Source organism: Pseudomonas sp. NPDC089734 (assembly GCF_044748865.1).
Classification (GTDB): domain Bacteria; phylum Pseudomonadota; class Gammaproteobacteria; order Pseudomonadales; family Pseudomonadaceae; genus Aquipseudomonas.
Window position 1 is genome coordinate 14,159 of sequence record NZ_JBIVGV010000016.1, and the last position, 23,191, is coordinate 37,349.

Annotated in this window: 26 protein-coding genes; 13 read left to right on the plus strand and 13 right to left on the minus strand. The window is 59.3% G+C overall.

Features of this window, described 5'->3' with window-relative positions; genetic code table 11:
* Positions 1-17 precede the first annotated feature (17 nt).
* Positions 18-575, plus strand: a complete 558-nt coding sequence (locus ACIPY9_RS18875) for an L-threonylcarbamoyladenylate synthase (RefSeq protein WP_400704703.1) — start codon at positions 18-20, stop codon at positions 573-575.
* Here the strand turns inward: ACIPY9_RS18875 and ACIPY9_RS18880 are convergent.
* Complete coding sequence (locus tag ACIPY9_RS18880; RefSeq protein WP_400704706.1) at positions 572-1,549, minus strand: NADPH:quinone reductase; 978 nt, start codon at positions 1,547-1,549, stop codon at positions 572-574. The genes ACIPY9_RS18875 and ACIPY9_RS18880 overlap by 4 nt on opposite strands.
* A 172-nt stretch (positions 1,550-1,721) precedes the next feature.
* On the opposite strand from ACIPY9_RS18880, the gene hemF reads away from it, so the two are divergent.
* Together hemF and aroE are read left to right on the plus strand one after the other, a co-directional pair.
* Positions 1,722-2,633, plus strand: coding sequence for an oxygen-dependent coproporphyrinogen oxidase (hemF, locus tag ACIPY9_RS18885; RefSeq protein ID WP_400704709.1), 912 nt, complete (start codon positions 1,722-1,724; stop codon positions 2,631-2,633).
* Between the two features lie 122 nt (positions 2,634-2,755).
* Positions 2,756-3,580 (plus strand): shikimate dehydrogenase, encoded by an 825-nt coding sequence (gene aroE, locus ACIPY9_RS18890; RefSeq protein ID WP_400704712.1) that lies wholly within the window; start codon positions 2,756-2,758, stop codon positions 3,578-3,580.
* Here the strand turns inward: aroE and ACIPY9_RS18895 are convergent.
* The 3 genes from ACIPY9_RS18895 to betC all read right to left on the minus strand — a co-directional run bounded on the left by ACIPY9_RS18895 (position 3,577) and on the right by betC (position 7,777).
* Complete coding sequence (locus tag ACIPY9_RS18895) at positions 3,577-5,145, minus strand: SulP family inorganic anion transporter (protein ID WP_400704715.1); 1,569 nt, start codon at positions 5,143-5,145, stop codon at positions 3,577-3,579. The genes aroE and ACIPY9_RS18895 overlap by 4 nt on opposite strands.
* A 160-nt stretch (positions 5,146-5,305) precedes the next feature.
* On the minus strand, positions 5,306-6,232 hold the full coding sequence (gene choX, locus ACIPY9_RS18900; protein WP_400704718.1) for a choline ABC transporter substrate-binding protein: 927 nt from the start codon (positions 6,230-6,232) through the stop codon (positions 5,306-5,308).
* Positions 6,233-6,271: 39 nt separating this feature from the next.
* Complete coding sequence (gene betC / locus ACIPY9_RS18905; RefSeq protein ID WP_400704721.1) at positions 6,272-7,777, minus strand: choline-sulfatase; 1,506 nt, start codon at positions 7,775-7,777, stop codon at positions 6,272-6,274.
* Positions 7,778-7,891: 114 nt separating this feature from the next.
* Between betC and ACIPY9_RS18910 the strand changes: the two genes are divergently transcribed.
* Both ACIPY9_RS18910 and ACIPY9_RS18915 read left to right on the plus strand, forming a co-directional pair.
* Positions 7,892-8,842, plus strand: a complete 951-nt coding sequence (locus ACIPY9_RS18910) for a choline sulfate utilization transcriptional regulator (protein WP_400704724.1) — start codon at positions 7,892-7,894, stop codon at positions 8,840-8,842.
* Positions 8,843-8,893: 51 nt separating this feature from the next.
* The gene (locus tag ACIPY9_RS18915) at positions 8,894-9,226 is read left to right on the plus strand and encodes a DOPA 4,5-dioxygenase family protein (protein ID WP_400704727.1); all 333 of its coding nucleotides are present in this window, start codon (positions 8,894-8,896) and stop codon (positions 9,224-9,226) included.
* A gap of 45 nt (positions 9,227-9,271) precedes the next feature.
* On the opposite strand, the gene ACIPY9_RS18920 is transcribed toward ACIPY9_RS18915, so the two are convergent.
* The 3 genes from ACIPY9_RS18920 to trpB form a co-directional block, all read right to left on the minus strand.
* Positions 9,272-9,739, minus strand: coding sequence for an anti-virulence regulator CigR family protein (locus tag ACIPY9_RS18920; RefSeq protein WP_400704730.1), 468 nt, complete (start codon positions 9,737-9,739; stop codon positions 9,272-9,274).
* A 127-nt stretch (positions 9,740-9,866) separates the two neighbouring features.
* Positions 9,867-10,679 (minus strand): tryptophan synthase subunit alpha, encoded by an 813-nt coding sequence (gene trpA / locus ACIPY9_RS18925; RefSeq protein ID WP_400704733.1) that lies wholly within the window; start codon positions 10,677-10,679, stop codon positions 9,867-9,869.
* A complete protein-coding gene (gene trpB / locus ACIPY9_RS18930) occupies positions 10,676-11,905 on the minus strand; it encodes a tryptophan synthase subunit beta (protein ID WP_400704736.1) in 1,230 nt (409 codons plus the stop codon). The genes trpA and trpB overlap by 4 nt, the downstream gene beginning before the upstream one ends.
* A gap of 128 nt (positions 11,906-12,033) precedes the next feature.
* Here trpB and ACIPY9_RS18935 point away from each other — a divergent pair, with 128 nt between their 5' ends.
* Complete coding sequence (locus ACIPY9_RS18935) at positions 12,034-12,942, plus strand: LysR family transcriptional regulator (RefSeq protein ID WP_400704739.1); 909 nt, start codon at positions 12,034-12,036, stop codon at positions 12,940-12,942.
* Here ACIPY9_RS18935 and ACIPY9_RS18940 read toward each other — a convergent pair whose 3' ends face one another.
* Entirely contained in the window at positions 12,943-13,269 is a 327-nt protein-coding gene (locus ACIPY9_RS18940; protein ID WP_400704742.1) for a YqjD family protein, read from the minus strand.
* A 165-nt stretch (positions 13,270-13,434) separates the two neighbouring features.
* Between ACIPY9_RS18940 and ACIPY9_RS18945 the strand changes: the two genes are divergently transcribed.
* Positions 13,435-13,650 (plus strand): dodecin, encoded by a 216-nt coding sequence (locus tag ACIPY9_RS18945; RefSeq protein ID WP_400704745.1) that lies wholly within the window; start codon positions 13,435-13,437, stop codon positions 13,648-13,650.
* 141 nt (positions 13,651-13,791) lie between these two features.
* Positions 13,792-14,013, plus strand: coding sequence for a DUF1161 domain-containing protein (locus ACIPY9_RS18950; RefSeq protein ID WP_400704748.1), 222 nt, complete (start codon positions 13,792-13,794; stop codon positions 14,011-14,013).
* Positions 14,014-14,075: 62 nt separating this feature from the next.
* Here ACIPY9_RS18950 and ACIPY9_RS18955 read toward each other — a convergent pair whose 3' ends face one another.
* The gene (locus ACIPY9_RS18955; protein WP_400704751.1) at positions 14,076-15,077 is read right to left on the minus strand and encodes an LLM class flavin-dependent oxidoreductase; all 1,002 of its coding nucleotides are present in this window, start codon (positions 15,075-15,077) and stop codon (positions 14,076-14,078) included.
* A 198-nt stretch (positions 15,078-15,275) separates the two neighbouring features.
* Here ACIPY9_RS18955 and ACIPY9_RS18960 point away from each other — a divergent pair, with 198 nt between their 5' ends.
* Both ACIPY9_RS18960 and ACIPY9_RS18965 read left to right on the plus strand, forming a co-directional pair.
* On the plus strand, positions 15,276-15,707 hold the full coding sequence (locus ACIPY9_RS18960; protein ID WP_400704754.1) for an OsmC family protein: 432 nt from the start codon (positions 15,276-15,278) through the stop codon (positions 15,705-15,707).
* A gap of 133 nt (positions 15,708-15,840) precedes the next feature.
* Positions 15,841-16,077 carry a DUF1161 domain-containing protein gene (locus tag ACIPY9_RS18965; protein ID WP_400704757.1) on the plus strand — a complete coding sequence of 79 codons (237 nt, stop codon included), beginning with the start codon at positions 15,841-15,843 and terminating at the stop codon, positions 16,075-16,077.
* Here the strand turns inward: ACIPY9_RS18965 and ACIPY9_RS18970 are convergent, their stop codons facing one another.
* Complete coding sequence (locus ACIPY9_RS18970) at positions 16,078-16,491, minus strand: hypothetical protein (protein WP_400704760.1); 414 nt, start codon at positions 16,489-16,491, stop codon at positions 16,078-16,080.
* Between the two features lie 95 nt (positions 16,492-16,586).
* On the opposite strand from ACIPY9_RS18970, the gene ACIPY9_RS18975 reads away from it, so the two are divergent.
* Positions 16,587-17,654, plus strand: coding sequence for an aminopeptidase (locus tag ACIPY9_RS18975; RefSeq protein WP_400704762.1), 1,068 nt, complete (start codon positions 16,587-16,589; stop codon positions 17,652-17,654).
* A 74-nt stretch (positions 17,655-17,728) separates the two neighbouring features.
* Here the strand turns inward: ACIPY9_RS18975 and ACIPY9_RS18980 are convergent, their stop codons facing one another.
* Together ACIPY9_RS18980 and ACIPY9_RS18985 are read right to left on the minus strand one after the other, a co-directional pair.
* On the minus strand, positions 17,729-18,379 hold the full coding sequence (locus ACIPY9_RS18980) for an HAD family hydrolase (protein ID WP_400704765.1): 651 nt from the start codon (positions 18,377-18,379) through the stop codon (positions 17,729-17,731).
* 42 nt (positions 18,380-18,421) lie between these two features.
* The gene (locus ACIPY9_RS18985; RefSeq protein WP_400704768.1) at positions 18,422-18,967 is read right to left on the minus strand and encodes a gamma carbonic anhydrase family protein; all 546 of its coding nucleotides are present in this window, start codon (positions 18,965-18,967) and stop codon (positions 18,422-18,424) included.
* A 76-nt stretch (positions 18,968-19,043) separates the two neighbouring features.
* Here ACIPY9_RS18985 and prlC point away from each other — a divergent pair, with 76 nt between their 5' ends.
* On the plus strand, positions 19,044-21,131 hold the full coding sequence (prlC, locus tag ACIPY9_RS18990) for an oligopeptidase A (RefSeq protein WP_400704771.1): 2,088 nt from the start codon (positions 19,044-19,046) through the stop codon (positions 21,129-21,131).
* Positions 21,128-21,415, plus strand: coding sequence for a YheV family putative zinc ribbon protein (locus tag ACIPY9_RS18995; protein WP_400704774.1), 288 nt, complete (start codon positions 21,128-21,130; stop codon positions 21,413-21,415). The genes prlC and ACIPY9_RS18995 overlap by 4 nt, the downstream gene beginning before the upstream one ends.
* 66 nt (positions 21,416-21,481) lie before the next feature.
* Here the strand turns inward: ACIPY9_RS18995 and ACIPY9_RS19000 are convergent, their stop codons facing one another.
* Entirely contained in the window at positions 21,482-22,915 is a 1,434-nt protein-coding gene (locus ACIPY9_RS19000) for a hypothetical protein (RefSeq protein ID WP_400704777.1), read from the minus strand.
* Positions 22,916-23,191 lie beyond the last annotated feature (276 nt).

A 23,191-nucleotide genomic window follows, 5' to 3' on the forward strand; every position in this document is an offset into this window, starting at 1 on the left:
TTAGCGGAGAGACATCAATGGTCAGCAGTTGGCGCGTGCAACAAGCCGCTCGCGATATTCGAGCCGGAGCGGTGATTGCCTATCCAACCGAGGCAGTATGGGGGCTTGGGTGTGACCCATGGGATGAGGAAGCGGTGTATCGCCTGCTGGCGATCAAGTCGCGGCCTGTGGATAAAGGGCTGATTCTGATTGCTGACAACATTCGTCAGTTCGATTTTCTGTTCGAGGACTTCCCCGAACTGTGGCTCGACCGTATGGCCAGCACCTGGCCCGGCCCCAACACCTGGCTGGTGCCGCATCAGAATCTGCTGCCCGAGTGGATCACTGGTGCTCACGAAACCGTGGCCCTGCGCGTGACCGACCACCCGACCGTGCGTGAGCTGTGCGCGCTGGTTGGGCCTTTGATCTCGACGTCTGCCAACCCTGCTGGTCGCCCGGCTGCCCGCACACGGTTGCGTGTCGAGCAATACTTCCGTGGCCAGGTCGATCTGGTGCTCGGCGGCAGCCTGGGCGGCCGCCGAAACCCCAGCGTGATTCGCGATGTCGCGACCGGGCAGGTTGTCCGGCCGGGTTAAGGAATCAGGATCGTCGAACCCGTGGTGCGGCGAGCCGACAGCTCGATCTGCGCCTGGGCGGCATCCTTCAGGGCGTACTGCTGGATGTCGTTGACCTTGATCTTGCCGCTGGCGAGCATGTCGAACAGATCGTCGGCCATGGATTGCAGGTTCTGGGCATTGTTGGCGTAGCTGGCCAGCGTCGGACGGGTCACGTAAAGCGAGCCTTTCTGCGCCAGAATGCCCAGGTTCACACCTGAAACGGGGCCGGAGGCATTACCGAAGCTGACCAGCAGCCCGCGAGGTGCCACGCACTCCAGGGACGTCAGCCATGTGTCCTGACCGACGCCGTCATAGACCACCGGGCATTTCTTGCCATCGGTCAGTTCCAGAACCCGGCTGGCCACGTCTTCATGGCTGTAGTCGATGGTTTCCCAGGCACCGAGTGCCTTGGCGTGAGCGGCCTTTTCCGCAGAACTGACCGTGCCGATCAACTGGGCCCCCAACGCCTTCGCCCACTGGCAGGCCAGCGAACCGACGCCGCCGGCCGCCGCGTGGAACAGAATGGTTTCGCCGGGTTTGACCATGTAAGTCTGGCGCAGCAGGTATTGCACGGTCAGGCCCTTGAGCATGACTGCGGCGGCCTGCTCGAAACTGATCGAATCGGCCAGCTTGACCAGATTGGCTTCTGGCAGCACATGCACTTCGCTGTAGCCACCCAGGGGGCCGGTGCCATAGGCCACACGGTCACCCACCTTGAAACGGGTCACTTCATTGCCGACCGCTTCGACGATGCCTGCACCTTCGGTGCCCAGCCCTGAAGGCAGTGATGGCGCCGGGTACAGGCCGCTGCGGTAATAGGTGTCGATGAAATTCAGGCCAATGGCCTTGTTGCGGACAAGTACCTGTTGCGGGCCGGGCTGGGCAGGCTCGAAGTCGACATATTCAAGAACTTCGGGTCCTCCGACAGTGCTGAACTGGATACGCTTTGCCATTTGCTCTCTCCATGCAGGTCGAAACAGATCATTAAAGGCGATATCGGACCCTTTCATGTGATCTTCGTCAACAGCGGAGGTCGCCCGGCCAGTGGTATGCTACGCGCCAATTTGCCTGCACCCCTCTGCATCGGGGGCGCACAGTCGTTTGAAGCCAGCTTTGGGGATCGACATGAATACCCGCACCGAGGCCGTAAAAGCCTACCTGCTCGACCTGCAAGACCGCATCTGCACCGCCCTGGAACAGGAAGACGGCAGCGCACGCTTTGTCGAAGATGCCTGGACACGTCCGGCTGGTGGTGGCGGACGCACCCGGGTCATTGAAAACGGTTCGGTCATCGAAAAAGGCGGTGTCAACTTTTCCCACGTCTTTGGCAGCAACCTGCCGCCGTCGGCCAGCGCTCACCGGCCAGAACTGGCCGGGCGCGGCTTCGAAGCCCTGGGCGTTTCGCTGGTCATTCACCCGCATAACCCGCACGTACCGACGTCCCACGCCAACGTGCGTTTCTTCATTGCCGAAAAGGAAGGCGAAGAGCCTGTCTGGTGGTTTGGCGGCGGTTTCGACCTGACGCCCTACTACGGCGTTGAAGAGGACTGCGTGCATTGGCACCGTGTCGCCGAGCGCGCCTGTGCGCCGTTTGGCGATGACGTCTACCCACGCTACAAGGCCTGGTGCGACAGCTACTTCCACCTCAAGCATCGCAATGAGCCTCGCGGGATTGGCGGTCTGTTCTTCGACGATGTGAACCAGTGGGATTTCGACACCAGCTTTGCGTTCATGCGGGCCATCGGTGACGCTTACGTCAACGCTTACCTGCCGATCGTGCGTCGTCGCAAGGCAACGGCCTATACCGTGCAACAGCGCGAATTCCAGGAGTTCCGCCGTGGCCGTTACGTCGAGTTCAACCTGGTTTATGACCGTGGCACACTGTTTGGCCTGCAGTCGGGTGGCCGTACCGAATCGATCCTCATGTCCCTGCCGCCGCAGGTTCGCTGGGGGTATGACTGGAAGGCTGCGCCGGGTAGCGAAGAAGCGCGCCTGACCGAGTATTTCCTGCAGGATCGGGACTGGCTGGCGGACTGACCCGTAGGAGCGGATTCATCCGCGAAAAGCTTGTACACCGCCTTCGCGAATGAATTCGCTCCTACGGATTTTGGGAGCGGATTTATCCGCGAAGGGGACCCAACAGATCAACAGGACCCCAAATGGACCAGTACGTCGTCTTCGGTAACCCCATCGGCCACAGCAAGTCGCCGTTGATCCATCGTCTGTTTGCCGCGCAGACCGGGCAAACACTGGATTACCAGACCGCACTGGCCCCTCTGGACGATTTCACGGCGTTCGCCCAGGCCTTTTTCAAGACTGGCCGGGGAGCCAACGTCACAGTCCCCTTCAAGGAAGAAGCCTATCGCCTTGCCGACAGCCTGACCTTGCGCGCCCAGCGTGCGGGGGCGGTGAATACCTTGGGCAAGCAGGCCGATGGCACCCTGTTGGGCGATAACACTGACGGTGCCGGGCTGGTTCGCGATTTGACGGTCAATCACGGGTTCAGCCTGCGTGGTCAGCGTGTTCTGCTGCTGGGGGCTGGCGGTGCTGTTCGGGGAGCACTGGAGCCATTGCTGGCCGAAAAGCCTTCGGCACTGGTGATCGCCAACCGCACGGTGGAAAAGGCGGAAAACCTGGCTCAACTCTTTGCAGACCTGGGGCCGGTCTTCGCCAGTGGTTATGACTGGCTGGAAGAGCCGGTGGACTTGATTATCAACGCCACGTCAGCCAGCCTGTCAGGCGAACTGCCGCCGATTGCCCCGAGCCTGATTCAACCGGGCCACACCTTCTGCTACGACATGATGTATGGCAAGGAGCCAACGGCCTTCTGCCGCTGGGCGAACGAACACGGCGCGGCCCGGGCTGTGGATGGCCTGGGCATGTTGGTCGAGCAGGCTGCCGAAGCCTTCCTGCTATGGCGCGGTGTACGTCCTGATTCGGCACAGGTGCTGGCCGAAATGCGTCGTCAACTGGCGCAGGCCTAATCCTCGAACAGAACCGGGCACTTTTCCGCCCCCTCAAGCTTCTGCAACTCTTCAACGACGTGCTGCCGGGCGCGTCGCAGCGTCAGGGTCCGGTCCTGCCTGAGCAGGCGCCGGGCCTCCTGATGGAGCATTTCCACGCCTGAATAGTCGATGAAGTTGATGTGCTGGGCCTCAATCACGACCCGTTTGCCTTCGGTGCGTTGCAGACGGGTTTGCAGGTAGTGGCTGGCACCGAAGAAAATCGAGCCGCCGACGCGCATGATGTCTTCGTCGCCTTCACGCCATTGTTGCACCATGGGCTGCGAGGTTCGCTTGAGGTAGAAGAACAGCGAAGCCAGCACACCCGCATAGATAGCCGTCTGCAACTCCAGCAACAGGGTGGCGATGCAGGTCAGGGCCATCACGAAAAACTCTGAACGGCTGACACGGTACAGCGCGGCAATACCCCGGCGATCCACCAGTCCCCAGCAGATCAACAGAATCGACGCGGCCATGCTCGGGATCGGGATGTGCGAAATCAGCGACGCTCCCGCGACGGCGAACAACGTGACCCACAAGGCCGAGAACACGCCTGCCAGGGGCGAACAGGCACCGGCCTCATAGCTCAACGCGGCCCGGGTGAAGGAGCCTGCGGACAGATAGCCGGAGAACAGTGAGCCAACCATGTTGGACAGCCCTTGGGCACGGACTTCCTGGTTGGCGTTGATCAACTGCTGGGAGCGTGCCGACAGCGAGCGGGCGATCGACAGGCTGTTCACCAGCCCGAGCATGCCCACTGCAACGGCGGTCGGCAGCAGTTTCAGGATCAGCTCCAGATCCAGTGAAAGCGGGCTGAACGGCGGCAATTGACCGACAAACGCCCTGACCACCTTCACATGGCCGAACATCGAAGGCCAGAGCCAGACAAGCAGGCTGCTCGACACCAGGGCAATCAGCAGTGTGGGCCAGCGTGGGACCAGGTATTTGAGGCCAATGCCCAGCGACAGGGTCAGCAGGCCCAGAATCAGCGATGGTGTATCGAGTTCATGGCCATGCTCCAGAACCGCTGTCAGGCTGTTGAGGGCGGTGGTCTGGCTCGGCAGATCGATGCCGGACAGGTTCGGGATCTGCCCCAATGCAATCACGATGGCAGCGCCCAGCGTGAAACCCAGCACCACGGAGTGCGAGACGAAATTCACCAGTGCGCCGAAGCGCATGAGGCCCAGCAGCAACTGGAATGCGCCGGCAATGAAGGTCAGCAGCAGGATCAGCGTGATGTAGTCCTGACTGGCCGGGACGGCCAGGGGGCTGACACTGGCGTACAGGACGATGGAGATCGCCGCCGTCGGTCCGCAGATCAAGTGCCACGAAGAACCCCACAGGCAGGCGATCAGCACCGGGACGATGGCGGCATACAAGCCATATTCCGGAGGCAGGCCCGCGATCAGGGCGTAAGCGATGGATTGCGGCAAGGCCAGGATTGCACCGCTCAAGCCCACCAGGGCGTCACGGCCGACGCTGGCGCGGGTCTGCCTGGGAAGCCAGGCGAGAAAAGGCAGGAGCTTGTGGCGGTTGAGCCAACCCATGAATCCCTCGTTGATCGGTTTGCTGGTGTTAAGGGTACACAGGTTGGCGTGTTCGCTCTCATCAAACAAAGCGCAAGTAGGAGCGAATTTATTCGCGAGAGGCTCGTGAAGCTGAAGAACATCTATTGGCTTCAATGACGTTTCGCGAATGAATTCGCCCCTACAGTTTGGCTTTCACCGCTGCCAGGGCATCCTTGTCATCGATGGTCTTCACGCCATCAAGCCACTTGTCCAGCACGGCCGGGTTGGCATTGATCCACGCCTTGGCCGCTTCGGTGTTGCTGACCTTTCTGTTCACCACGTCGGCCATGATGCTGTTTTCCATGTCCTGGGTGAAGCTCAGGTTGGTCAGCAGCTTGCCGACATTCGGGCAGGCCTGTGCATAACCTTTGCGGGTCAGGGTGTAGACCGCACCGGTGTCACCGAAGTATTTCTCGCCGCCCTTGAGGTAGCGCATGCCTTTGATCTGCACGTTCATCGGGTGCGGTGTCCAGCCCAGGAAGGCCACGAAGGCCTTTCTCTTCACGTTGCGATTCACTTCGGCCAGCATGGCCTGTTCACTGGACTCCACCAGCTTCCAGTCGCCCAGGTCGAATTCGTTCTTCTTGATGATTTCCTGCAATGACAGGTTGGCCGGTGCGCCGGAACCGATGCCGTAGATCTTCTTGCCGAACTTGTCGGCGAATGCGTTCAGGTCGGCAAAGTCATGCACACCAGCCTCCCAGACGTAGTCGGGTACGGCCAGGGTGAATTCGGTGCCGTCCAGATTCTTGGCCAGTTGAGTCACATCGCCGGTCGCCACGAACTTGTCGTAGAAACCTTGTTGCGCAGGCATCCAGTTACCCAGAAACACATCCAGTTGCCCGTCCTTCAGGCCACCGAATGCAATGGGCACCGCCAGCGTATCGACCTTGGCCTTGTAGCCCATGCCGTCGAGCAGCAACCCGGTAATGGCATTGGTGGCGGCGATATCGCTCCAGCCCGGATCTGCCATTTTTACCGTGCTGCAACTCTGGTCGGCGGCCTGTACCGTCAGGCTGCCGAGCGTCATGACACCGACCGCAAGTGCTGTGGATAACTTTTTCATGCGTGTGACCCTTTTTGGTTTTCTCGGTGATGGCAGGGTTCAAGGTTGCGGATAACGTGCCTTGCGCTCCAGATCGTCCAGATCGATATGGTTGCGCATGTACTGCTGACTGGCGTCGACCAGTGGCTGGTGATCCCAACTCTTCAGCGTGCCGATGGCCAGCGTTTTCGCGACGAAGCGCCGCCTGCGCTGGCTGGCGAGCACCTGATGGTGTATCGCCGGTATGTCCCATCTGGCCCGCGCTTCGGCCAGAAAAGCGTTGAACAATGGCTGATGAGCGGACGACTGGCTCAGCTCTTCCTGTTCCTTTGGGTCGTTATGCACATCGAACAACAGGCACGGGTCCTGTTCCGAATAGATGAATTTGTAGGCACCCCGACGAATCATCATCAGGGGGCTGGTAGTGCCTTCGGCCATATATTCGCCGAATACCTCATCGTGTCCGCCCTCGCCTTGCAGGTGTGGCACCAGCGAGCGGCCGTCCAGTGGCAGGCCGGGGTCCGGTTCACCGCCGGCCAGCTCGACGAAGGTCGGCAGAAGGTCGGCGGTCGAAACCGATGCGCTGACACGGCCCGCCTTGAAATGCCCCGGAGCGTAGACCAGCAGCGGAACCCGCGCCGCCATCTCGAACCAGTGCATCTTGTACCAGAGGCCCCGCTCGCCCAGCATGTCGCCATGATCGCCCGAGAACACAATGAGGGTGTCTTCAGCCAGACCGGTGTCTTCCAGGGTTTGCAGCAGCTTGCCGACGTTATGGTCGATGTAGCTGCAAGCGCCAAAGTAGGCGCGGCGAGCGTCACGGATCTTATCCACAGGCAGTGGCTTGTCCCAGAGGTCGTAGACCTTGAGCAAGCGCTGCGAATGCGGGTCCAGCGTTTCCTGGTCGGCGTGGCTCACCGGCAGCGGAATATCCTCATCGCGGTACATATCCCAGAAGGGTTTCGGGATGGTGTAGGGGTCGTGAGGATGGGTCATGGAAACCGTCAGGCAGAACGGCGCATCACCGTCCTGGCGCACATGGTCGAACAGATACTGCTGTGCTTTGAACACCACCTCTTCATCGAAATCCAGCTGATTGGTGCGCACGCATGGCCCGGCCTGAAGGACCGACGACATGTTGTGATACCAGCTGGGCCGTACATCCGGCTCGTCCCAGTTCACGGCCCAGCCATAGTCGGCCGGGTAGATATCGCTGGTCAGTCGTTCCTCGTAGCCGTGCAACTGATCCGGCCCGCAGAAGTGCATCTTGCCCGACAGCGCCGTCCTGTAACCCAGGCCGCGCAGGTAATGGGCATAGGTCGGAATGTCTGCCGGGAAATCCGCCGCGTTGTCGTAGGCGCCGATCCTGCTCGGGAGCTGGCCGCTGACCAGGGTAAATCGGGAGGGTGCGCACAACGGGCTGTTGCAATAGGCCGAATCGAACACCACGCCTTCGGCTGCCAGGCGGCTCAGGTTGGGCATCTTGATGGGGGACGTTGCGTAGAACGGCAACATGGGCGCGGCCATTTGATCGGCCATGATGAACAGAATATTTTTGCGCTTCATGTAATCGTTGCATCCCATAGTCAACAGTTATGCGAAAGTGCTGCCTTCGAGGATGAATTCCTGACAGTTAGCGGTAAAGCCCACGCGAAACAATGCCTAGGATAAGTACAGCTTATGTTTGAAGCCCTTGGAGAGATGTCCCTGGACCTGCTGCGTGCGTTTGAGGCCGCGGCCCGCTTGCGCAGTTTCACGGCGGCGGCCATCGAGCTGGGCACCACACAGCCTGCGATCAGCCAGCAGATCAAGCGTCTGGAAGAGCAACTGGCGACGCGTCTGTTCGATCGCGTCTACCGGGGAATCGAACTGACCGAGGCCGGAGAGGTTCTGTTCAGCCATGTGCAAAGCGGTTTGCAGTCCATGGACAGCGGACTGGTCGCCATTACCGAGCAGCATCAGCATGAGGTGCTTCAGGTGGCGACGGACTTTGCCTTCGCCTCGTACTGGCTGATGCCGCGCCTGCATCGGTTTCACAAGCACAACCCGGATGTCGACGTCAGCCTGGTGACCAGCGAGCGTAACCACAGCATGCTGCGCGCCGATATCGACGTGGCGGTGCTCTTCGGGGATGGGCGTTTCAAGCAGGGCGAAAGCCGTTGGCTGTTCAGTGAGGAAGTGTTTCCGGTGTGCAGCCCACAATTGCTGGCCGGGCGTGATACGCCGTTGCCCAATGAGGCCTTGCGCGAGTTTCCATTGCTGCATCTGCGCGGTGAAGGCAGCAGCAACTGGTTTGACTGGGCCGGTGTGTTCCGGGCGTTCAATATCCCTCAGGCCCCTGCCCCCGGCCAGTTACGCTTCGACAACTACACGCTGCTGATTCAGGCCGCGATTGGCGGGCAAGGCATTGCGATTGGCTGGCGACATCTGGTCGACGAACTGCTTGAGCAAGGCCTGTTATGCCGTCCGGTCGCGGCCTCCGCGATTTCGGCTTATGGCTATTACGTTGTCTTGCCGCAACGCAAACGGCGCTCGCAGATCGTTCAGCGGTTTGTCGACTGGCTGGCCAGTGAGCAGGTGCTCAGCGTTGATTCATTGACGGGCAAGCCATTGCCATCGATTGCGGTCTGATCCTGATCTGTGGATAACTGGGCGTCATCTTGAATCAAGGAGGTCTGGGTCATGCCGGATGCTCAGGGCTATCACGCCCATGTCTATTTCGACGCACAGACTCTCGAACAGGCCCGGGCCTTGTGCGAAACCGCCGCTCAACGATTTGACGTGCAGATGGGGCGGGTTCACGAACGACGGGTGGGGCCCCACCCCGACTGGAGCTGCCAACTGGCGTTCGGGCATTCGCAGTTTGCCGATGTCGTTCTGTGGCTGGCCTGCAATCGCAACGGCCTGACGGTCTTTCTGCACCCGTTGACGGGCGATGAACTGGCCGACCACACGGAACATGCCATCTGGATGGGAGAGATCCGGCCTCTGGATGTTTCGATATTCAAGGGGTGAGCGATGTGCCTGGCCTGAACAGCGGTTCAGGCCAGGCACTTTGAATCAATTCAGCACGCCATCCAGAATCGCATAGACAATCCCAGTGCCCACGGCGATCAGGACCACATCGGTGCCCAGGCGGCGCCATTCGTAGCCGTCATAACGTGGCAGGTATTGCAGCGAACGGCTGTCCAGACGCTTGCCGTAGCCACGGGGCAGCGGTTTGCCCTTGACGATATGGACTCCGGGCGGCAATGGCTGGCCACGCCCGATGACATCGCGATGCTGCTGGAAGGTCTGGCGTACCTGACCGAAGTCCTGGGGGGGACGGTTGCCGCCACCGCCACGGTTATCCTGGTGGCCTTGATTACCATGACCGCGGTCATTGGAACCGCCGGGCCCTTGCTGTTGATGCTGGCCACCGCGGTTATCGTGATCGTCGCGTTGATCCGGTGGCGCGGCCTGCAACAGCGGGCTGGCACTGATCAACAAAATGCCCAAGCCAGCGACAAAACGGTTTGGCAGTTTCATGGAAGGTTTACCTCAGCATTCAATCCAGCAAAAAAAGGGGCTCAGGACCTTGGTCGTGAACCCCTTGTGTCTTGCTGTATAGGACAACTAATGGCGAATTGATTCCTCTGTATCAGAATCTTTACCTTCAGGCGTTGCGGGCCTTGCGCACGCCATCCGCCAATGCCGCGCACAGGCTCAATACGCCATCGACGGCCTCTTCAGAGGACTTGGCCGTGGCGATCTTGTCCACCAGCGCCGAGCCGACCACCACACCATCGGCCAGACGTGCGATGGCAGCAGCCTGTTCTGGCGTACGGATACCGAAACCGACACTGATCGGCAGCGGTGTGTGGCGACGCAGGCGCGCAATGGCTTCGGTGACGTGTTCGGTCGTGGCCGACCCGGCACCGGTCACACCGGCAACGGACACGTAGTAGACGAAGCCCGAACTGCGCTCCAACACACGTGGCAGGCGTGCATCATCGGTGGTTGGCGTGGTCAGGCGGATGAAGTCGATACCCGCAGCCTGTGCAGGCGTGGCCAGCTCGGCATCGTGCTCGGGCGGCAGGTCGACGATGATCAGACCATCCACACCCGCTTCCCTGGCCGCAGCCACGAACGCATCCACGCCAAAACGATGGATCGGGTTGTAGTAGCCCATCAGCACGATCGGCGTGGTCTGGTCGTCGACGCGGAATTCGCTGACCATTTTCAGGGTTTTCAGCAGGGTCTGCCCGGCATCCAGTGCGCGCAGGGTCGCCAGTTGAATCGCGACGCCATCGGCCATCGGGTCGGTGAAGGGCATGCCCAGTTCGATCACGTCGGCACCCGCTGCGGGCAGCCCCTTGAGAATTTTCAACGACGTGTCGTAGCCAGGATCGCCAGCGGTGATGAAGGTCACCAGCGCCGCACGGCCTTCGGTTTTCAGCTGGGTGAAACGTTGCTCAAGACGGCTCATACCGGCTTCTCCTGGTTCTTTTCGGCGGCGGCCATGTGATTCATGACGGTTTGCATGTCTTTGTCGCCCCGGCCGGAGAAGCAGACGACCATCAGGTGATCCGGGCTCAGGGTCGCGGCACGCTTGATGGCTTCGGCCAGTGCGTGGGACGTTTCCAGTGCCGGGATGATGCCTTCGAGCCGGCAGCAATGGTGGAAGGCTTGCAGGGCTTCTTCGTCAGTGATGCTGACGTATTCGGCGCGTTTCACTTCATGTAGGTAAGCATGCTCGGGGCCGATGCCGGGGTAGTCCAGGCCCGCGGAAATCGAGTGGGCATCCGCGATCTGACCGTCCTCGTCCTGCAACAGGTAGGTGCGGTTGCCGTGCAGGACACCCGGTACACCGCCGTTGAGGCTGGCGGCGTGCTTGTCGGTGTCGATGCCATGGCCGCCGGCTTCGACGCCGATGATCTGGACGCTGGCGTCATCGAGGAACGGATGGAACAGGCCCATGGCGTTGGAGCCGCCGCCCACGCAGGCGACCAGACTGTCTGGCAGGCGCCCTTCCTTTTCCTGCATCTGGGCCTTGGTTTCCTTGCCGATGATCGACTGGAAATCACGGACCATCGCCGGATACGGGTGCGGACCCGCCACGGTACCGATCAGGTAGAAAGTGTCTTCGACGTTGGTGACCCAGTCACGCAGGGCTTCGTTCATGGCGTCTTTCAGGGTGCCGGTGCCGGAGGTGACCGGAACGATCTCGGCACCCAGCAGTTTCATGCGGAACACGTTGGCCTGTTGACGCTCGATGTCGGTCGCGCCCATGTAGATCACGCAAGGCAGACCGAAACGGGCAGCGACCGTGGCGGTGGCCACGCCATGCATGCCTGCGCCGGTTTCCGCGATCAGACGCTTCTTGCCCATGCGTTTGGCCAGCAGGATCTGGCCGATGCAGTTGTTGATCTTGTGCGCGCCGGTGTGGTTCAGCTCTTCGCGCTTGAAGTAGATCTTCGCGCCGCCACAGAATTCGGTCAGGCGTTCGGCGAAATACAGAGGGTTGGGACGGCCGACATAATCACGCTGGAAATACGCCAGTTGTTCGGCGAATTCGGGGTCGGCCTTGGCGGCTTCGTATTCACGATTCAGGTCAAGCACCAGCGGCATGAGGGTTTCAGCCACATAGCGACCGCCAAATGAGCCGAACAGGCCGTTGGCGTCAGGGCCGCTGCGAAAGTGGGTCTGGGTCATGGGGGCTCCGGTTGCAGTCTTGGGCGAATGGATTGAGCCGGATCGGCAATGGGGTCACTTTAACCAGCGCACGTCGGGATGAAAACCGATAAGATCGCTGCAACCTGTCAGAAAAACTCACAGATACCATGAGCCGAGACCTGCCACCCCTCAACGCTTTGCGCGCTTTTGAAGCCACGGCCCGCCTGGGCAGCGTCAGTCAGGCCGCCGAACAGCTGCACGTGACCCATGGCGCGGTCAGCCGTCAACTGAAAGCCCTGGAAGAACACTTGGGCGTGACCTTGTTCAGCAAGGACGGGCGCGGCCTGAAACTCACAGATCAAGGGGTTCGTCTCCGGGATGTCAGCGGTGAAGCCTTCGACCGTCTGCGAGAGGTGTGCGCCGAGTTGAGCCGGGGCAGCGCGGAGGCTCCTTTCGTGCTGGGTTGTTCCGGCAGCCTGCTGGCGCGCTGGTTCATCCCGCGTCTGGGGCGTCTGAATGCCGAGCTTCCGGATTTGCGTCTGCACCTCTCGGCAGGTGAAGGGGATCTGGACCCGCGTCGCCCCGGTCTGGATGCGTTGCTGGTGTTTGCCGAGCCACCCTGGCCTGCGGACATGCAGGTCTTCGAGCTGGCCAGCGAGCGTATCGGCCCGGTATTGAGCCCGCATTTCACCGGTTTCGAGGCGTTGAAGCAGGCCCCGGCCCAGGCGCTATTGAGCGAGTCGTTGCTGCACACGACGTCACGGCCACAAGCCTGGCCGAGCTGGGCGCAGCACAACGGCATCGATCCGCAGGCATTGCGTTACGGGCAGGGTTTCGAGCACCTGTATTACTTGCTGGAAGCGGCCGTGGCAGGCCTTGGCATTGCGATTGCGCCTGAACCTCTGGTGACCGATGACTTGCGGGCCGGGCGTCTGGTTGCGCCATGGGGTTTCAGTGAAACCCCGGCGCAGCTTGCCCTCTGGGTGCCCAGACGCGCCGCTGACGGGCGCGCGCAGCTATTGGCTCAATGGTTGAGGGATGAGCTGAAACGCTCCATTGAGCCGATCAAAAAATGATCAGTTACCGCGTTTGCACAGCAGATAGGCCGCGAGCAGGCCTATCGCGCCGACGGCCACACCCGCCGTCGTCCATGGGTGTTCCTGGGCATAGTCACGGGTGGCCAAAGCGTTTTCGCGGGTTTTGACTTTCACGTCCTCATAGAGATCGCTGAGCAGATGGCGAGAATGACTCAGGGCGTTTTCGGCATTGGCCTTGAGGCTTTTCAGCGTCTTGCGCGACTCTTCCGAAGCATCGCCCTTGAGACTTTCCAGGGACTTGAGAAGGCTTTCGATCTCCGCTTCCATGCTTTGCAACGAGGCTTTACGAAGTGAATTGCTAGCCATGGTGTATCTCCTGCTGTGATGAGTACGTGTGTTGTTTCCGACTCCAGGCTTTTTGGAAAGTGCGATGGGAATGTTGCTGAGTGCTGAACTTTTCTTCGCATTTCCCGGACAGAAACAATGAGTGCCGCCACTGTCGACGGCTGAACACGTCCAGGGAGAACGACCATGAGTGATCACCGTACCTACAAGAAGATCGAGCTGGTTGGCTCGTCTACCACCAGCATTGAAGACGCCATCAGCAATGCCATTGCAGAAGCCAGCAAGAGCCTTCAATTGCTGGAGTGGTTCGAGGTGACCGAAACCCGCGGGCACATCGAAAATGGCAAGGTGGCGCATTATCAGGTCACGCTCAAGGTCGGCTTCCGCATCGCCAATAGTTGACGGGCCTGAATTTTTTCGCTGGCCGATTGCCATAAATTCCGCTACAGATAAAGCTCACTGCCACGCAATTGCTGTGTGGCAGTTGCCATTGTGCGCTTCATTTCGGGGTGCCTGTATTTGTCAGACGAGGGAGTGTTATCGATGAAGAAGTTGCTATTGGCAGTGGCGTTGCTGAGCCTTACGGGAACCGCCATGGCGGCCAAGAATTGCGAGGAGCTCAAGGCGGAAGTCGACGCGAAGATCAAGGCGCATGGCGATTTCCCCTTCACCCTTGAAATTGTCCGCACTGAAGATGTGCGTGACGCCAAAGTGGTCGGCTCCTGCGAAGGCGGCAGGAATAAGCTCATTTACAAGCGCGGTTGATGCCCTTCGCGGATGAATCCGCTCCCTCAACACTGTAGGAGCGAATTCATTCGCGAACAGACTTACCCTTGCGCGGCCTGCGCCAGGATCTCATACGACCTTAACCGGTCCTCATGCTCGTACATGTCGCAGGTGAAGATCAGTTCATCGGCATCGGTCTGTTCCAGCAAGACATCCAGTCTGGCGCGGATCTTTTCCGGACCGCCCACCATCGCCAGCCCCAGAAAGCTCGCCACAGCTTCCTTCTCGTGAGGCAGCCACAGTTTGTCCATCGACTCGACGGGAGGGCGCTGCATCAGGCTGTGGCCGCGCATCAGTGCCAGGATGCGCTGGTACACCGATGTCGCCAGGTATTCGGCATGTTCGTCGGTGTCGGCGGCCACCAATGGGACGCCCAGCATCACGTAAGGCTTGTCGAGCACGTCCGAAGGCTGAAAGTGATTGCGATAGACGCGAATCGCTTCATGCATGTAGCGCGGTGCGAAATGCGATGCGAAAGCGTAAGGCAGCCCGCGCATCCCCGCCAGTTGAGCACTGAACAGGCTTGAACCCAGCAGCCAGATCGGCACGTTGGTGCCCGAACCCGGTACGGCGATCACTTTTTGATCAGCAGTCAGTGGCCCCAGGTATTTCATCAATTCGGTGACGTCTTCGGGAAAGTCGTCGGCGCTGCCTGACCGCTCCCGTCGCAGGGCGCGAGCGGTCATCTGGTCCGAGCCAGGGGCACGTCCCAGACCCAGGTCGATCCGGCCTGGATAAAGGCTGGCGAGGGTGCCGAACTGTTCGGCAATCACCAGTGGCGAATGGTTCGGCAGCATGACGCCGCCTGCTCCCAGGCGAATCGTCGAGGTGCCGCCGGCCAGATAGGCCAGCAAGACAGATGTGGCCGAGCTGGCGATGCCATCCATGTTGTGGTGTTCGGCGACCCAGAAGCGGTTGTAGCCCAGCTTTTCGACATGTTGGGCCAGGCTCAGGGAGTTGCGCAGTGATTCTGCAGGGCCTTTGTCCTGGCGTACGGGCACCAGATCCAGGGTGGAAATCTTTACATCCGACAGACGTTTCATAGGCCGCTGTTTCTCCTCGAAATGTGTTGGGCAGAGCCCACGATGAAACAGCAGTGCGGGCACAAGCGCTGCTTTTCAATGGCTATCCCTAAAAACCTAGTGAAATGCTAGGAATTAAACGTTGAACTTTCCAAGGCTGGCTATCCTCAGAACCTTGGTCACGGTTCAAACACATTACCTATTTCATTAGGAGGCACCATGAGCATCGTCAAGAAAGCATCAGCCCACTGGGAAGGTGATCTCAAGAGCGGCATTGGCAGCATATCCACGGAAACCGGTGTGCTGCGTGAGGCGCCTTATGGTTTCAAGGCCCGTTTCGAGGGCGGCAAGGGCACCAACCCCGAAGAGCTGATCGGTGCCGCCCATGCCGGCTGTTTTTCCATGGCGCTGTCGATGATTCTCGGTAATGCCGGTTTCAAGGCCGACAGCATCGACACTCAGGCCGAAGTGACACTGGATCAGGACAGCGGCGGTTTTTCGATCACGGCGGTACACCTCATTCTCAAGGCCAAAGTGCCTGGTGCCAGCCAGCAGCAGTTCGATGAACTGACGAAACAGGCGAAAGAAGGTTGCCCGGTTTCCAAGGTGCTGAACGCCAGAATCACGCTGGATGCAACACTGCTCGGCTGACCTGTAGCGTTGCACTCGATGACCCGAGCCACGACGTTGGCCGGGTCATTTCCTGGGAGGCCAGAACCCGACGGTGGAAATGGCGGTCGTATACAGGGCACAGTTTCTGTATGGCCCATCGAAGGAATCGAGCATGAAACGTTTTGCCCTGATTGCAACCTGCACCCTGTTGGCCGCGACCCACGCTCTGGCGGCGCCCAAATCCTGTGAAGAACTCAAGGACGAGATCGAGGCCAAGATCCAGGCCAACAACGTCACCTCCTACACGCTGGAAATCGTGCCCAATGCGGAGGTTCACGATCAGAACATGGTGGTGGGCAGTTGTGAAAACGGCACGAAGAAAATCATCTATCAAAAGAACGATAGTTGATCAGATGCAGTGAATATCCCCTTCCCTGGCCACGACCTTGCGCTCGGCATCGTAGAGCCTGGCGGTGATGTCATTGGCCAGAATGCGGGCTTCGATCATGTAGCGCTGCCCGGCCGCAAAGTGGTCGTACTCGATATCGATGAAGCACGTGATGTCGGTGTAGGCGTCGCTGATCAGCCCCAGCCCGCCCGCGCGGTACTCATAATCGAAGCGGATCTGTAGCTCATGACGACCGGGCGTGACCTGAAAGTAGCGGCCATCTTCGGTGTTCTTGCCGTCGAGCTTGTCTGCCATCACCAGCCTGCCGGTCATGGTTCGCATGTCGACCCAGGCCATGTTCGGGTCAACAGCTGGTAAAGGTGTCGTGCATCCGACAAGGGTGCCGAGGGCGAGAGTCAGTGCAATGAGGCGCATGTCAGGCTCCAGAAGTGGGCGGATGACGATGATAGTTGCGTAATACCCTGGCTGTCCTGCATAACGCGTTCATCCCCTGTAGTGAAGACCCGTCTATGCCACAACTCAATGTTTTACGTCTTTGGCGCAGTGTGCCGGTAGTGACGATGGTTTTGTTGTGTGGCTGCTCCAGCCTTTCGTATTACGGGCAACTGGCGGGCGGGCAACTCCATCTGCTGCAAGCGCGTGAGTCGATTCAGGACATCATTGCCGATCCCTCCCGCGACCCGAAATTGCGTCAGCGCCTGGCGTACTCCCAGGAGGCCCGTACCTTCGCCAGCGCCCGTCTGCATCTGCCGGACAACAAGAGCTATCGCCTGTACGCCGATCTGGGACGTCCTTATGTGGTCTGGAACGTCTTCGCGACCGATGAGTTTTCCCTGGACCCCGTTACCCATTGCTTTCCGATTGCCGGTTGCGTGGCCTATCGCGGCTATTACAGCCTGGGCGGTGCGCGAGGCGAAGCGGCCTTGCAGCGCCAGGCTGGCAAGGACGTTTACCTGAGTGGTGTCGAAGCCTATTCGACGCTGGGCTGGTTCAACGACCCGATCCTCAGTTCCATGATGGGCTGGGGCGATGAGCGCCTGGCGACGCTGATCTTTCACGAACTCGCCCATCAGCGCTTTTATGTGAAGGACGACACCGAATTCAACGAGTCCTACGCCAGCTTTGTGGAACAGGAAGGCACTCGCCAATGGCGCGCTTCACGTGGGCTGGCACCGGAAAGCGTTTCGCAGTCCACACGCCGGGATCAATTCATTCGTCTGGTGCTCGATACCCGGACGCGGCTCAAGGCGCTGTATCGCCAGCCGCTGACCGTCGAGGTGATGCGTGAGCGCAAAGCGGCCGAGTTCGAGCGCTTGCGCCGTGAGTATCGGCAGCAACGCGATGAACACTGGGGCGGCGACAAACGCTTCGATGCGTGGATCAACTCACCGATGAACAACGCCAAACTGCTGCCCTTCGGGCTGTACGACCAATGGGTGCCAGCGTTCGAGGCATTGTTCAAACAAGTGAAGGGCGACTGGCCTGCGTTCTTCGAGGCGGTAGAAAAGCTGGGCGACCTGCCCACCAAAGAGCGCAAGGCACGCCTGCAGCAATTGATGAGCGCGAGCGCCCGGTAGGAGCGAATTCATTCGCGAATGACTGCGTTTCGGCCACTGCGGATTCACCGGCCTCTTCGCGGATGAATCCGCTCCTACGTGGCCGTAAAGGCCTTATGCATCTCGGCCATGGTCGCAAAATGGTAGGTCGGCGATTGCGCGGTCAGTTCTTCATGGCTGCCAAAGCCATACCCCACGGCTGCCACATCCAGCCCGTTACGTATCCCGCCGATCAGGTCGTGTTTGCGGTCACCGATCATCAAGGTCTGGTTCGGGTCCAGTTTTTCCTGTTCCAGCAAATGAGCGATCAGCTCCACCTTGTCGGTGCGGGTGCCGTCCAGTTCGCTGCCGTAGATCACTTTGAAATGCCTGGCAAAGTCGAAGTGCCGGGCGATCTCATGGGCGAACACCCAAGGCTTTGACGTGGCGATGTACAGCGTTCTTCCCTGCCCGCTCAAGGCTTCGAGCAGTTCCGGCACGCCCTCGAACACCTGATTTTCATACAGCCCGGTGACCTTGAAGCGTTCGCGGTAGAAACCCAGAGCTTCCCAGGCCTGTGCTTCGTCCAGGGCGTAAAACTGCATGAAGGCTTGCAGCAGCGGTGGGCCGATGAAGTGTTCCAGTTTGGTGATATCCGGCTCGTCGATACCCAGTCGGCTCAGTGCGAACTGGATCGAGCGGGTTATCCCCAGGCGTGGGTCGGTCAGGGTGCCGTCGAGGTCGAACAGAATATTCTGGTAATGCATGGGATCTCGCCAGTGAATGCGTAGAAAGGGCCTGTGGATAACTCAGGGCTGGTCGTAGCCTTCGGCCAGATGCTGATCCTTGAGCTTCACGTAATTGGTCGCGCTGTAGGGGAAAAAGGCGACTTCCTTCTCTGTCAGTGCCCGCATCTGTTTGACCGGTCGCCCCACATACAAGAAACCACTTTCCAGCACCTTGCCCGGCGGCACCAGGCTGCCCGCGCCGATGATGACTTCATCCTCCACCACCGCGCCATCCATGATCGTGGTGCCCATGCCGACCAGAATCCGGTTGCCGATCGTACAGCCATGCAGCATCACTTTATGGCCGATGGTCACTTCGTCCCCGATCAACAAGGGAAAGCCGTCGGGGTTGAACGGCCCGGCGTGGGTGATGTGCAACACACTGCCGTCCTGCACGCTGGTGCGGGCACCGATGCGGATGCGATGCATGTCGCCACGAATGACCGTCAGCGGCCAGACCGAGCTGTCGGCACCGATCTCGACGTCTCCGATGACCACGGCGGAATGATCGACGAAAGCACGTTCGCCAAGGGCTGGGGTGTGGTCCTGGAACTTGCGAATGGCCACGATAGGCTCCTTCTTTGGTCGTGATAGACGAGTGATGCGGGTTTCAATGCTGCGGTCGGCGTCGATTGTAATTAAGATGCGTGAGTGTTTCTTCCAGCCAAGGTGCAAAACCGTGAGCGCGAACAACCCTCTTTTGCAATCGTACGACCTGCCTCCTTTCTCGGCGATCCGTGCCGAGCACGTAAAACCTGCCATCGAGCAGATCCTGGCCGATAACCGTGCCGCGATTGCCGATATTCTCGCCAGACAGGGTTCGACACCGACATGGGCCGGCCTGGTACTGGCGATGGACGAATTGAATGCCCGCCTGGGCGCAGCCTGGAGCCCGGTCAGCCATCTGAACGCGGTCTGCAACAGTGCCGAGCTGCGTGAAGCCTATGAGTCGTGCCTGCCAGCATTGAGCGCTTATTCCACCGAAATGGGTCAGAACCGCGAGCTGTTCCAGGCCTATGAAGCACTGGCCAACAGCCCTGAGGCCGCTGGCTTCGATGTGGGCCAGAAGACCATTCTCGAGCAATCGCTGCGCGACTTCCGCCTTTCGGGCATCGACCTGCCGCCCGAGCAGCAGAAGCGTTACGCCGAAGTGCAAAGCAAGCTGTCGGAACTGGGCAGCCAGTTCTCCAACCAGTTGCTCGATGCCACTCAGGCCTGGACCAAACTGGTAGCTGACGAATCCGCTCTTGCAGGGTTGACCGAGTCGGCCAAACAGCAAATGGCGGCCGCCGCCAAGGCCAAGAATCTGGAAGGCTTCCTGATTACTCTGGAATTCCCCAGCTACTACGCCGTGATGACCTACGCCGAAGACCGCGCCCTGCGCGAAGAAGTCTATGCGGCGTACTGCACCCGTGCTTCGGATCAAGGGCCGAATGCAGGCAAGAACGATAACGGTCCGGTCATGGATCAGATTCTCGATCTGCGTCAGGAACTGGCCACCCTGCTGGGCTTTGCCAGCTTCTCCGAACTGAGCCTGGCGACCAAGATGGCCGAGTCCAGCGATCAGGTGCTGAGCTTCCTGCGTGATCTGGCCAAGCGCAGCAAACCGTTTGCCGAACAGGATCTCAAGCAGCTCAAGGCGTACGCCGCCGAGCAGGGTTGCCCGGATCTGCAAAGCTGGGACAGCGGTTTCTACGGCGAAAAACTGCGCGAGCAACGCTACAGCGTTTCTCAGGAAACCCTGCGAGCCTACTTCCCGATCGATAAAGTCCTGAGCGGCCTGTTTGCCATTGTCCAGCGTCTGTACGGCATTGAAATCGCCGAGCAGAAAGGTTTCGACACCTGGCATCCGGATGTTCGCCTGTTCGAGATCAAGGAAAACGGCCAGCATGTCGGACGTTTCTTCTTCGACCTCTATGCCCGCGCCAACAAACGTGGCGGAGCCTGGATGGACGGTGCCCGCGACCGTCGTCGTACCGCCGAAGGCCGGCTGCAAAGCCCGGTGGCGAATCTGGTGTGCAACTTCACGCCAGCTGTCGGCGGCAAGCCAGCCCTGCTGACCCACGATGAAGTCACCACTCTGTTCCACGAATTCGGTCATGGCCTGCATCACCTGCTGACCCGCATCGAGCATGCCGGTGTTTCCGGTATCAACGGCGTGGCCTGGGATGCGGTCGAGCTGCCGAGCCAGTTCATGGAAAACTGGTGCTGGGAGCCTGAAGGCCTTGCGCTGATTTCCGGCCACTACGAAAGCGGCGAAGCGCTGCCTCAGGACCTGCTGGAAAAAATGCTCGCCGCCAAGAACTTCCAGTCGGGCCTGATGATGGTGCGTCAGCTGGAGTTCTCGCTGTTCGATTTCGAGCTGCATGCCACCCATGGTGATGGCCGTGGTGTGCTGGAGGTGCTGGAAGGCATCCGTGATGAAGTCTCGGTGATGCGTCCGCCAGCCTATAACCGCTTCCCGAACAGCTTTGCGCACATCTTCGCGGGCGGTTACGCCGCGGGTTACTACAGCTACAAATGGGCTGAAGTGTTGTCTGCCGATGCGTTTTCCCGATTCGAGGAAGACGGTGTGCTCAACGCCGAAACCGGTCGTGCCTTCCGCGAAGCCATCCTGGCCCGTGGCGGCTCTCAGGCACCGATGGTGCTGTTCGTCGATTTCCGCGGACGCGAACCTTCCATTGACGCACTCTTGCGTCACAGTGGTTTGAGCGAGGAAGCGGCAGCATGACCGATACGCCGGTAGTCATTACCAAGAAGCGTTTTATCGCCGGGGCTGTCTGCCCGGCGTGCAGCGAGTCCGACAAACTGATGATGTGGAGCGAAGATGACGTTCCCCATCGTGAATGCGTGGGCTGTGGCTACAGCGATACGCTCAACGCACAGGGTCTGTCGATTCCCAGAGAACTGGGCACGCGGGTCAACAAGGTCACGCCAAAACCGGCGGACCCCAAGGTTCAGGGCGTACAGTTTTTCCCGAACCCCAAGCTGAAGAAACCGGTTGATCCGCATTGAACCCGTGAAGAAAAAGAGGCGCTCCAGGGAGCGCCTCTTTTTTATCCGTGTCAGGCATTTAGGGCTTCATGGGGCGCCATTGAAATAACCGAACGAAATCTTGCCATCAATCGACTGGCTGGCCTCGACCTTCACATCGCCATTTTCATAAGACTTGTTGAAGCTCGGAATGACGACAGGCACGCGAATGTCGCGTTTGATCGTGACGTTGGTTCTGCCTTGTGAGGCGTTTCCATCAGGATGGCCGTAAAGGCTGAAGCTAGTGCCGGCCTTGGCTTTCAGGATAGTGGCAGAGCGAATCTCGTCATTGGAGCAACCAAAGCCGTTGCTTTTCATCTTGACGTTATGCGAGCGATTCAACGGAATCGTGCAGTCCATGTTCTTGCTGGCGTTGTTGCCTTCATACATCACGACGGCGGCATCGGAGAAGTTGGCCGGTGTTTTGCCTACTTCAATACGGGACACCTTGCCGCTCAGGCCATTATTGCGGGCAAAGACGATTTGATAATTTGCGTTATCGCGATGCTGTTCAAATGACGGGATCACAATGTCTTCGTTTATACCGATGTTGCGTTTGACATCAATAATGGCGTAGTCATCCGACCGGTTGCCACTGGGATTGTCGAATACCGTGATGCGGGTGCCTTGTGCGATACCCGATAACGACATGGACTGAGCCTCATCGTTTTCACATCCCTGGGCAGGCAGAACAAGTGACCTGGCACCACTTGGAATGACGCAGACGGCATCGCGCTTTTTATCCGCGTTCTCACCTTCCCACAAATAAATGCCTCCCTGCGTCAAGGCGCGGGTATACGCGAGGGTATCGCCACTCTGGTAGTTGTTGACGCCGACAAAGTTCGGTTTTACACCGCAGTTGGCGGCACGCCGCATCAGGTAGGTGAGGTTGTTGTCGTACTTGGCAGAGTCCGGCACGGTGGACGTTGCAGTGTGGAACTGGTTCATCAGGAACAGGCGATTCCATGATTTGCCTGTCGATTTCGCAACCGTGGCGGTATCCAGAGGTATTGAACTCCAGCGTGTCGGGCACGAGAAGTTATGGGCGGCATAAATGTTGGAAGCGACAGTCCCCAGGGTGTCCCATTGGTTTTGCGTCAGCCAGTCCTGATCAAACAGTACCGTGATGGTCTTTGAACCGACGGTGTAGTTGCCGCTTGCTTCCCGCTTGTCAGTCATGAGGATCAGGCGATTGTTCTTCTGAGCCATTTCCGCCGGGCTTGGCCATTTTCCGGAGCCGAAGTTGGCAGGGTTGAACGAGTAATCAGCCAGCTCCGGGATGGCGCTGAACACTTCCTGGAGGTTGTCACGGTTGACATAGGTTTCAAAAAGGATCGTTACAACTTCCGAGGGATTGTTTTTCAGGAACGGGATGAACTCATTCTTCAATTGATTGCCGAGCGGGCCGTAACAGGCGATGGTCTTGTGGCACACCTTGATGCGGTTGATACCGGGCTTTTTGTCGGGATAGAGGTCGAGCATGAATCCACGGACCCCATCGTTCAGTTGCCTGGGCATCTCGGCCAGGTTCTGATTGATCTTTTCATAGGAGTTATGGGTGGTGACCCAGTGATACTGGTCGAACGGTTTGTTTTTGTCCGCGAAGTTGGCGGCGTGCGCGGAAGTCAGAGCCATCGACAGAAGTGAGGCCCCGATCAGGGCATGAAAGGCATGTTTTGTATTCACGACTGAAGTCCTTTTCAGTGTTTTAAGACCCGGTCAGTTGAACCGGTGAGTGTCATGAGCGCTCTTCAATGA

Excerpts from the sequence above, each read along its gene's own strand:
- ACIPY9_RS18875 (WP_400704703.1), top strand. The coding sequence starts at position 18 with ATGGTCAGCAGTTGGCGCGTGCAACAAGCCGCTCGCGATATTCGAGCC.
- ACIPY9_RS18880 (WP_400704706.1), bottom strand. The coding sequence starts at position 1,549 with ATGGCAAAGCGTATCCAGTTCAGCACTGTCGGAGGACCCGAAGTTCTT.
- hemF (WP_400704709.1), top strand. The coding sequence starts at position 1,722 with ATGAATACCCGCACCGAGGCCGTAAAAGCCTACCTGCTCGACCTGCAA.
- aroE (WP_400704712.1), top strand. The coding sequence starts at position 2,756 with ATGGACCAGTACGTCGTCTTCGGTAACCCCATCGGCCACAGCAAGTCG.
- ACIPY9_RS18895 (WP_400704715.1), bottom strand. The coding sequence starts at position 5,145 with ATGGGTTGGCTCAACCGCCACAAGCTCCTGCCTTTTCTCGCCTGGCTT.
- choX (WP_400704718.1), bottom strand. The coding sequence starts at position 6,232 with ATGAAAAAGTTATCCACAGCACTTGCGGTCGGTGTCATGACGCTCGGC.
- betC (WP_400704721.1), bottom strand. The coding sequence starts at position 7,777 with ATGAAGCGCAAAAATATTCTGTTCATCATGGCCGATCAAATGGCCGCG.
- ACIPY9_RS18910 (WP_400704724.1), top strand. The coding sequence starts at position 7,892 with ATGTTTGAAGCCCTTGGAGAGATGTCCCTGGACCTGCTGCGTGCGTTT.
- ACIPY9_RS18915 (WP_400704727.1), top strand. The coding sequence starts at position 8,894 with ATGCCGGATGCTCAGGGCTATCACGCCCATGTCTATTTCGACGCACAG.
- ACIPY9_RS18920 (WP_400704730.1), bottom strand. The coding sequence starts at position 9,739 with ATGAAACTGCCAAACCGTTTTGTCGCTGGCTTGGGCATTTTGTTGATC.
- trpA (WP_400704733.1), bottom strand. The coding sequence starts at position 10,679 with ATGAGCCGTCTTGAGCAACGTTTCACCCAGCTGAAAACCGAAGGCCGT.
- trpB (WP_400704736.1), bottom strand. The coding sequence starts at position 11,905 with ATGACCCAGACCCACTTTCGCAGCGGCCCTGACGCCAACGGCCTGTTC.
- ACIPY9_RS18935 (WP_400704739.1), top strand. The coding sequence starts at position 12,034 with ATGAGCCGAGACCTGCCACCCCTCAACGCTTTGCGCGCTTTTGAAGCC.
- ACIPY9_RS18940 (WP_400704742.1), bottom strand. The coding sequence starts at position 13,269 with ATGGCTAGCAATTCACTTCGTAAAGCCTCGTTGCAAAGCATGGAAGCG.
- ACIPY9_RS18945 (WP_400704745.1), top strand. The coding sequence starts at position 13,435 with ATGAGTGATCACCGTACCTACAAGAAGATCGAGCTGGTTGGCTCGTCT.
- ACIPY9_RS18950 (WP_400704748.1), top strand. The coding sequence starts at position 13,792 with ATGAAGAAGTTGCTATTGGCAGTGGCGTTGCTGAGCCTTACGGGAACC.
- ACIPY9_RS18955 (WP_400704751.1), bottom strand. The coding sequence starts at position 15,077 with ATGAAACGTCTGTCGGATGTAAAGATTTCCACCCTGGATCTGGTGCCC.
- ACIPY9_RS18960 (WP_400704754.1), top strand. The coding sequence starts at position 15,276 with ATGAGCATCGTCAAGAAAGCATCAGCCCACTGGGAAGGTGATCTCAAG.
- ACIPY9_RS18965 (WP_400704757.1), top strand. The coding sequence starts at position 15,841 with ATGAAACGTTTTGCCCTGATTGCAACCTGCACCCTGTTGGCCGCGACC.
- ACIPY9_RS18970 (WP_400704760.1), bottom strand. The coding sequence starts at position 16,491 with ATGCGCCTCATTGCACTGACTCTCGCCCTCGGCACCCTTGTCGGATGC.
- ACIPY9_RS18975 (WP_400704762.1), top strand. The coding sequence starts at position 16,587 with ATGCCACAACTCAATGTTTTACGTCTTTGGCGCAGTGTGCCGGTAGTG.
- ACIPY9_RS18980 (WP_400704765.1), bottom strand. The coding sequence starts at position 18,379 with ATGCATTACCAGAATATTCTGTTCGACCTCGACGGCACCCTGACCGAC.
- prlC (WP_400704771.1), top strand. The coding sequence starts at position 19,044 with ATGCGTGAGTGTTTCTTCCAGCCAAGGTGCAAAACCGTGAGCGCGAAC.
- ACIPY9_RS18995 (WP_400704774.1), top strand. The coding sequence starts at position 21,128 with ATGACCGATACGCCGGTAGTCATTACCAAGAAGCGTTTTATCGCCGGG.
- ACIPY9_RS19000 (WP_400704777.1), bottom strand. The coding sequence starts at position 22,915 with ATGCTCGACCTCTATCCCGACAAAAAGCCCGGTATCAACCGCATCAAG.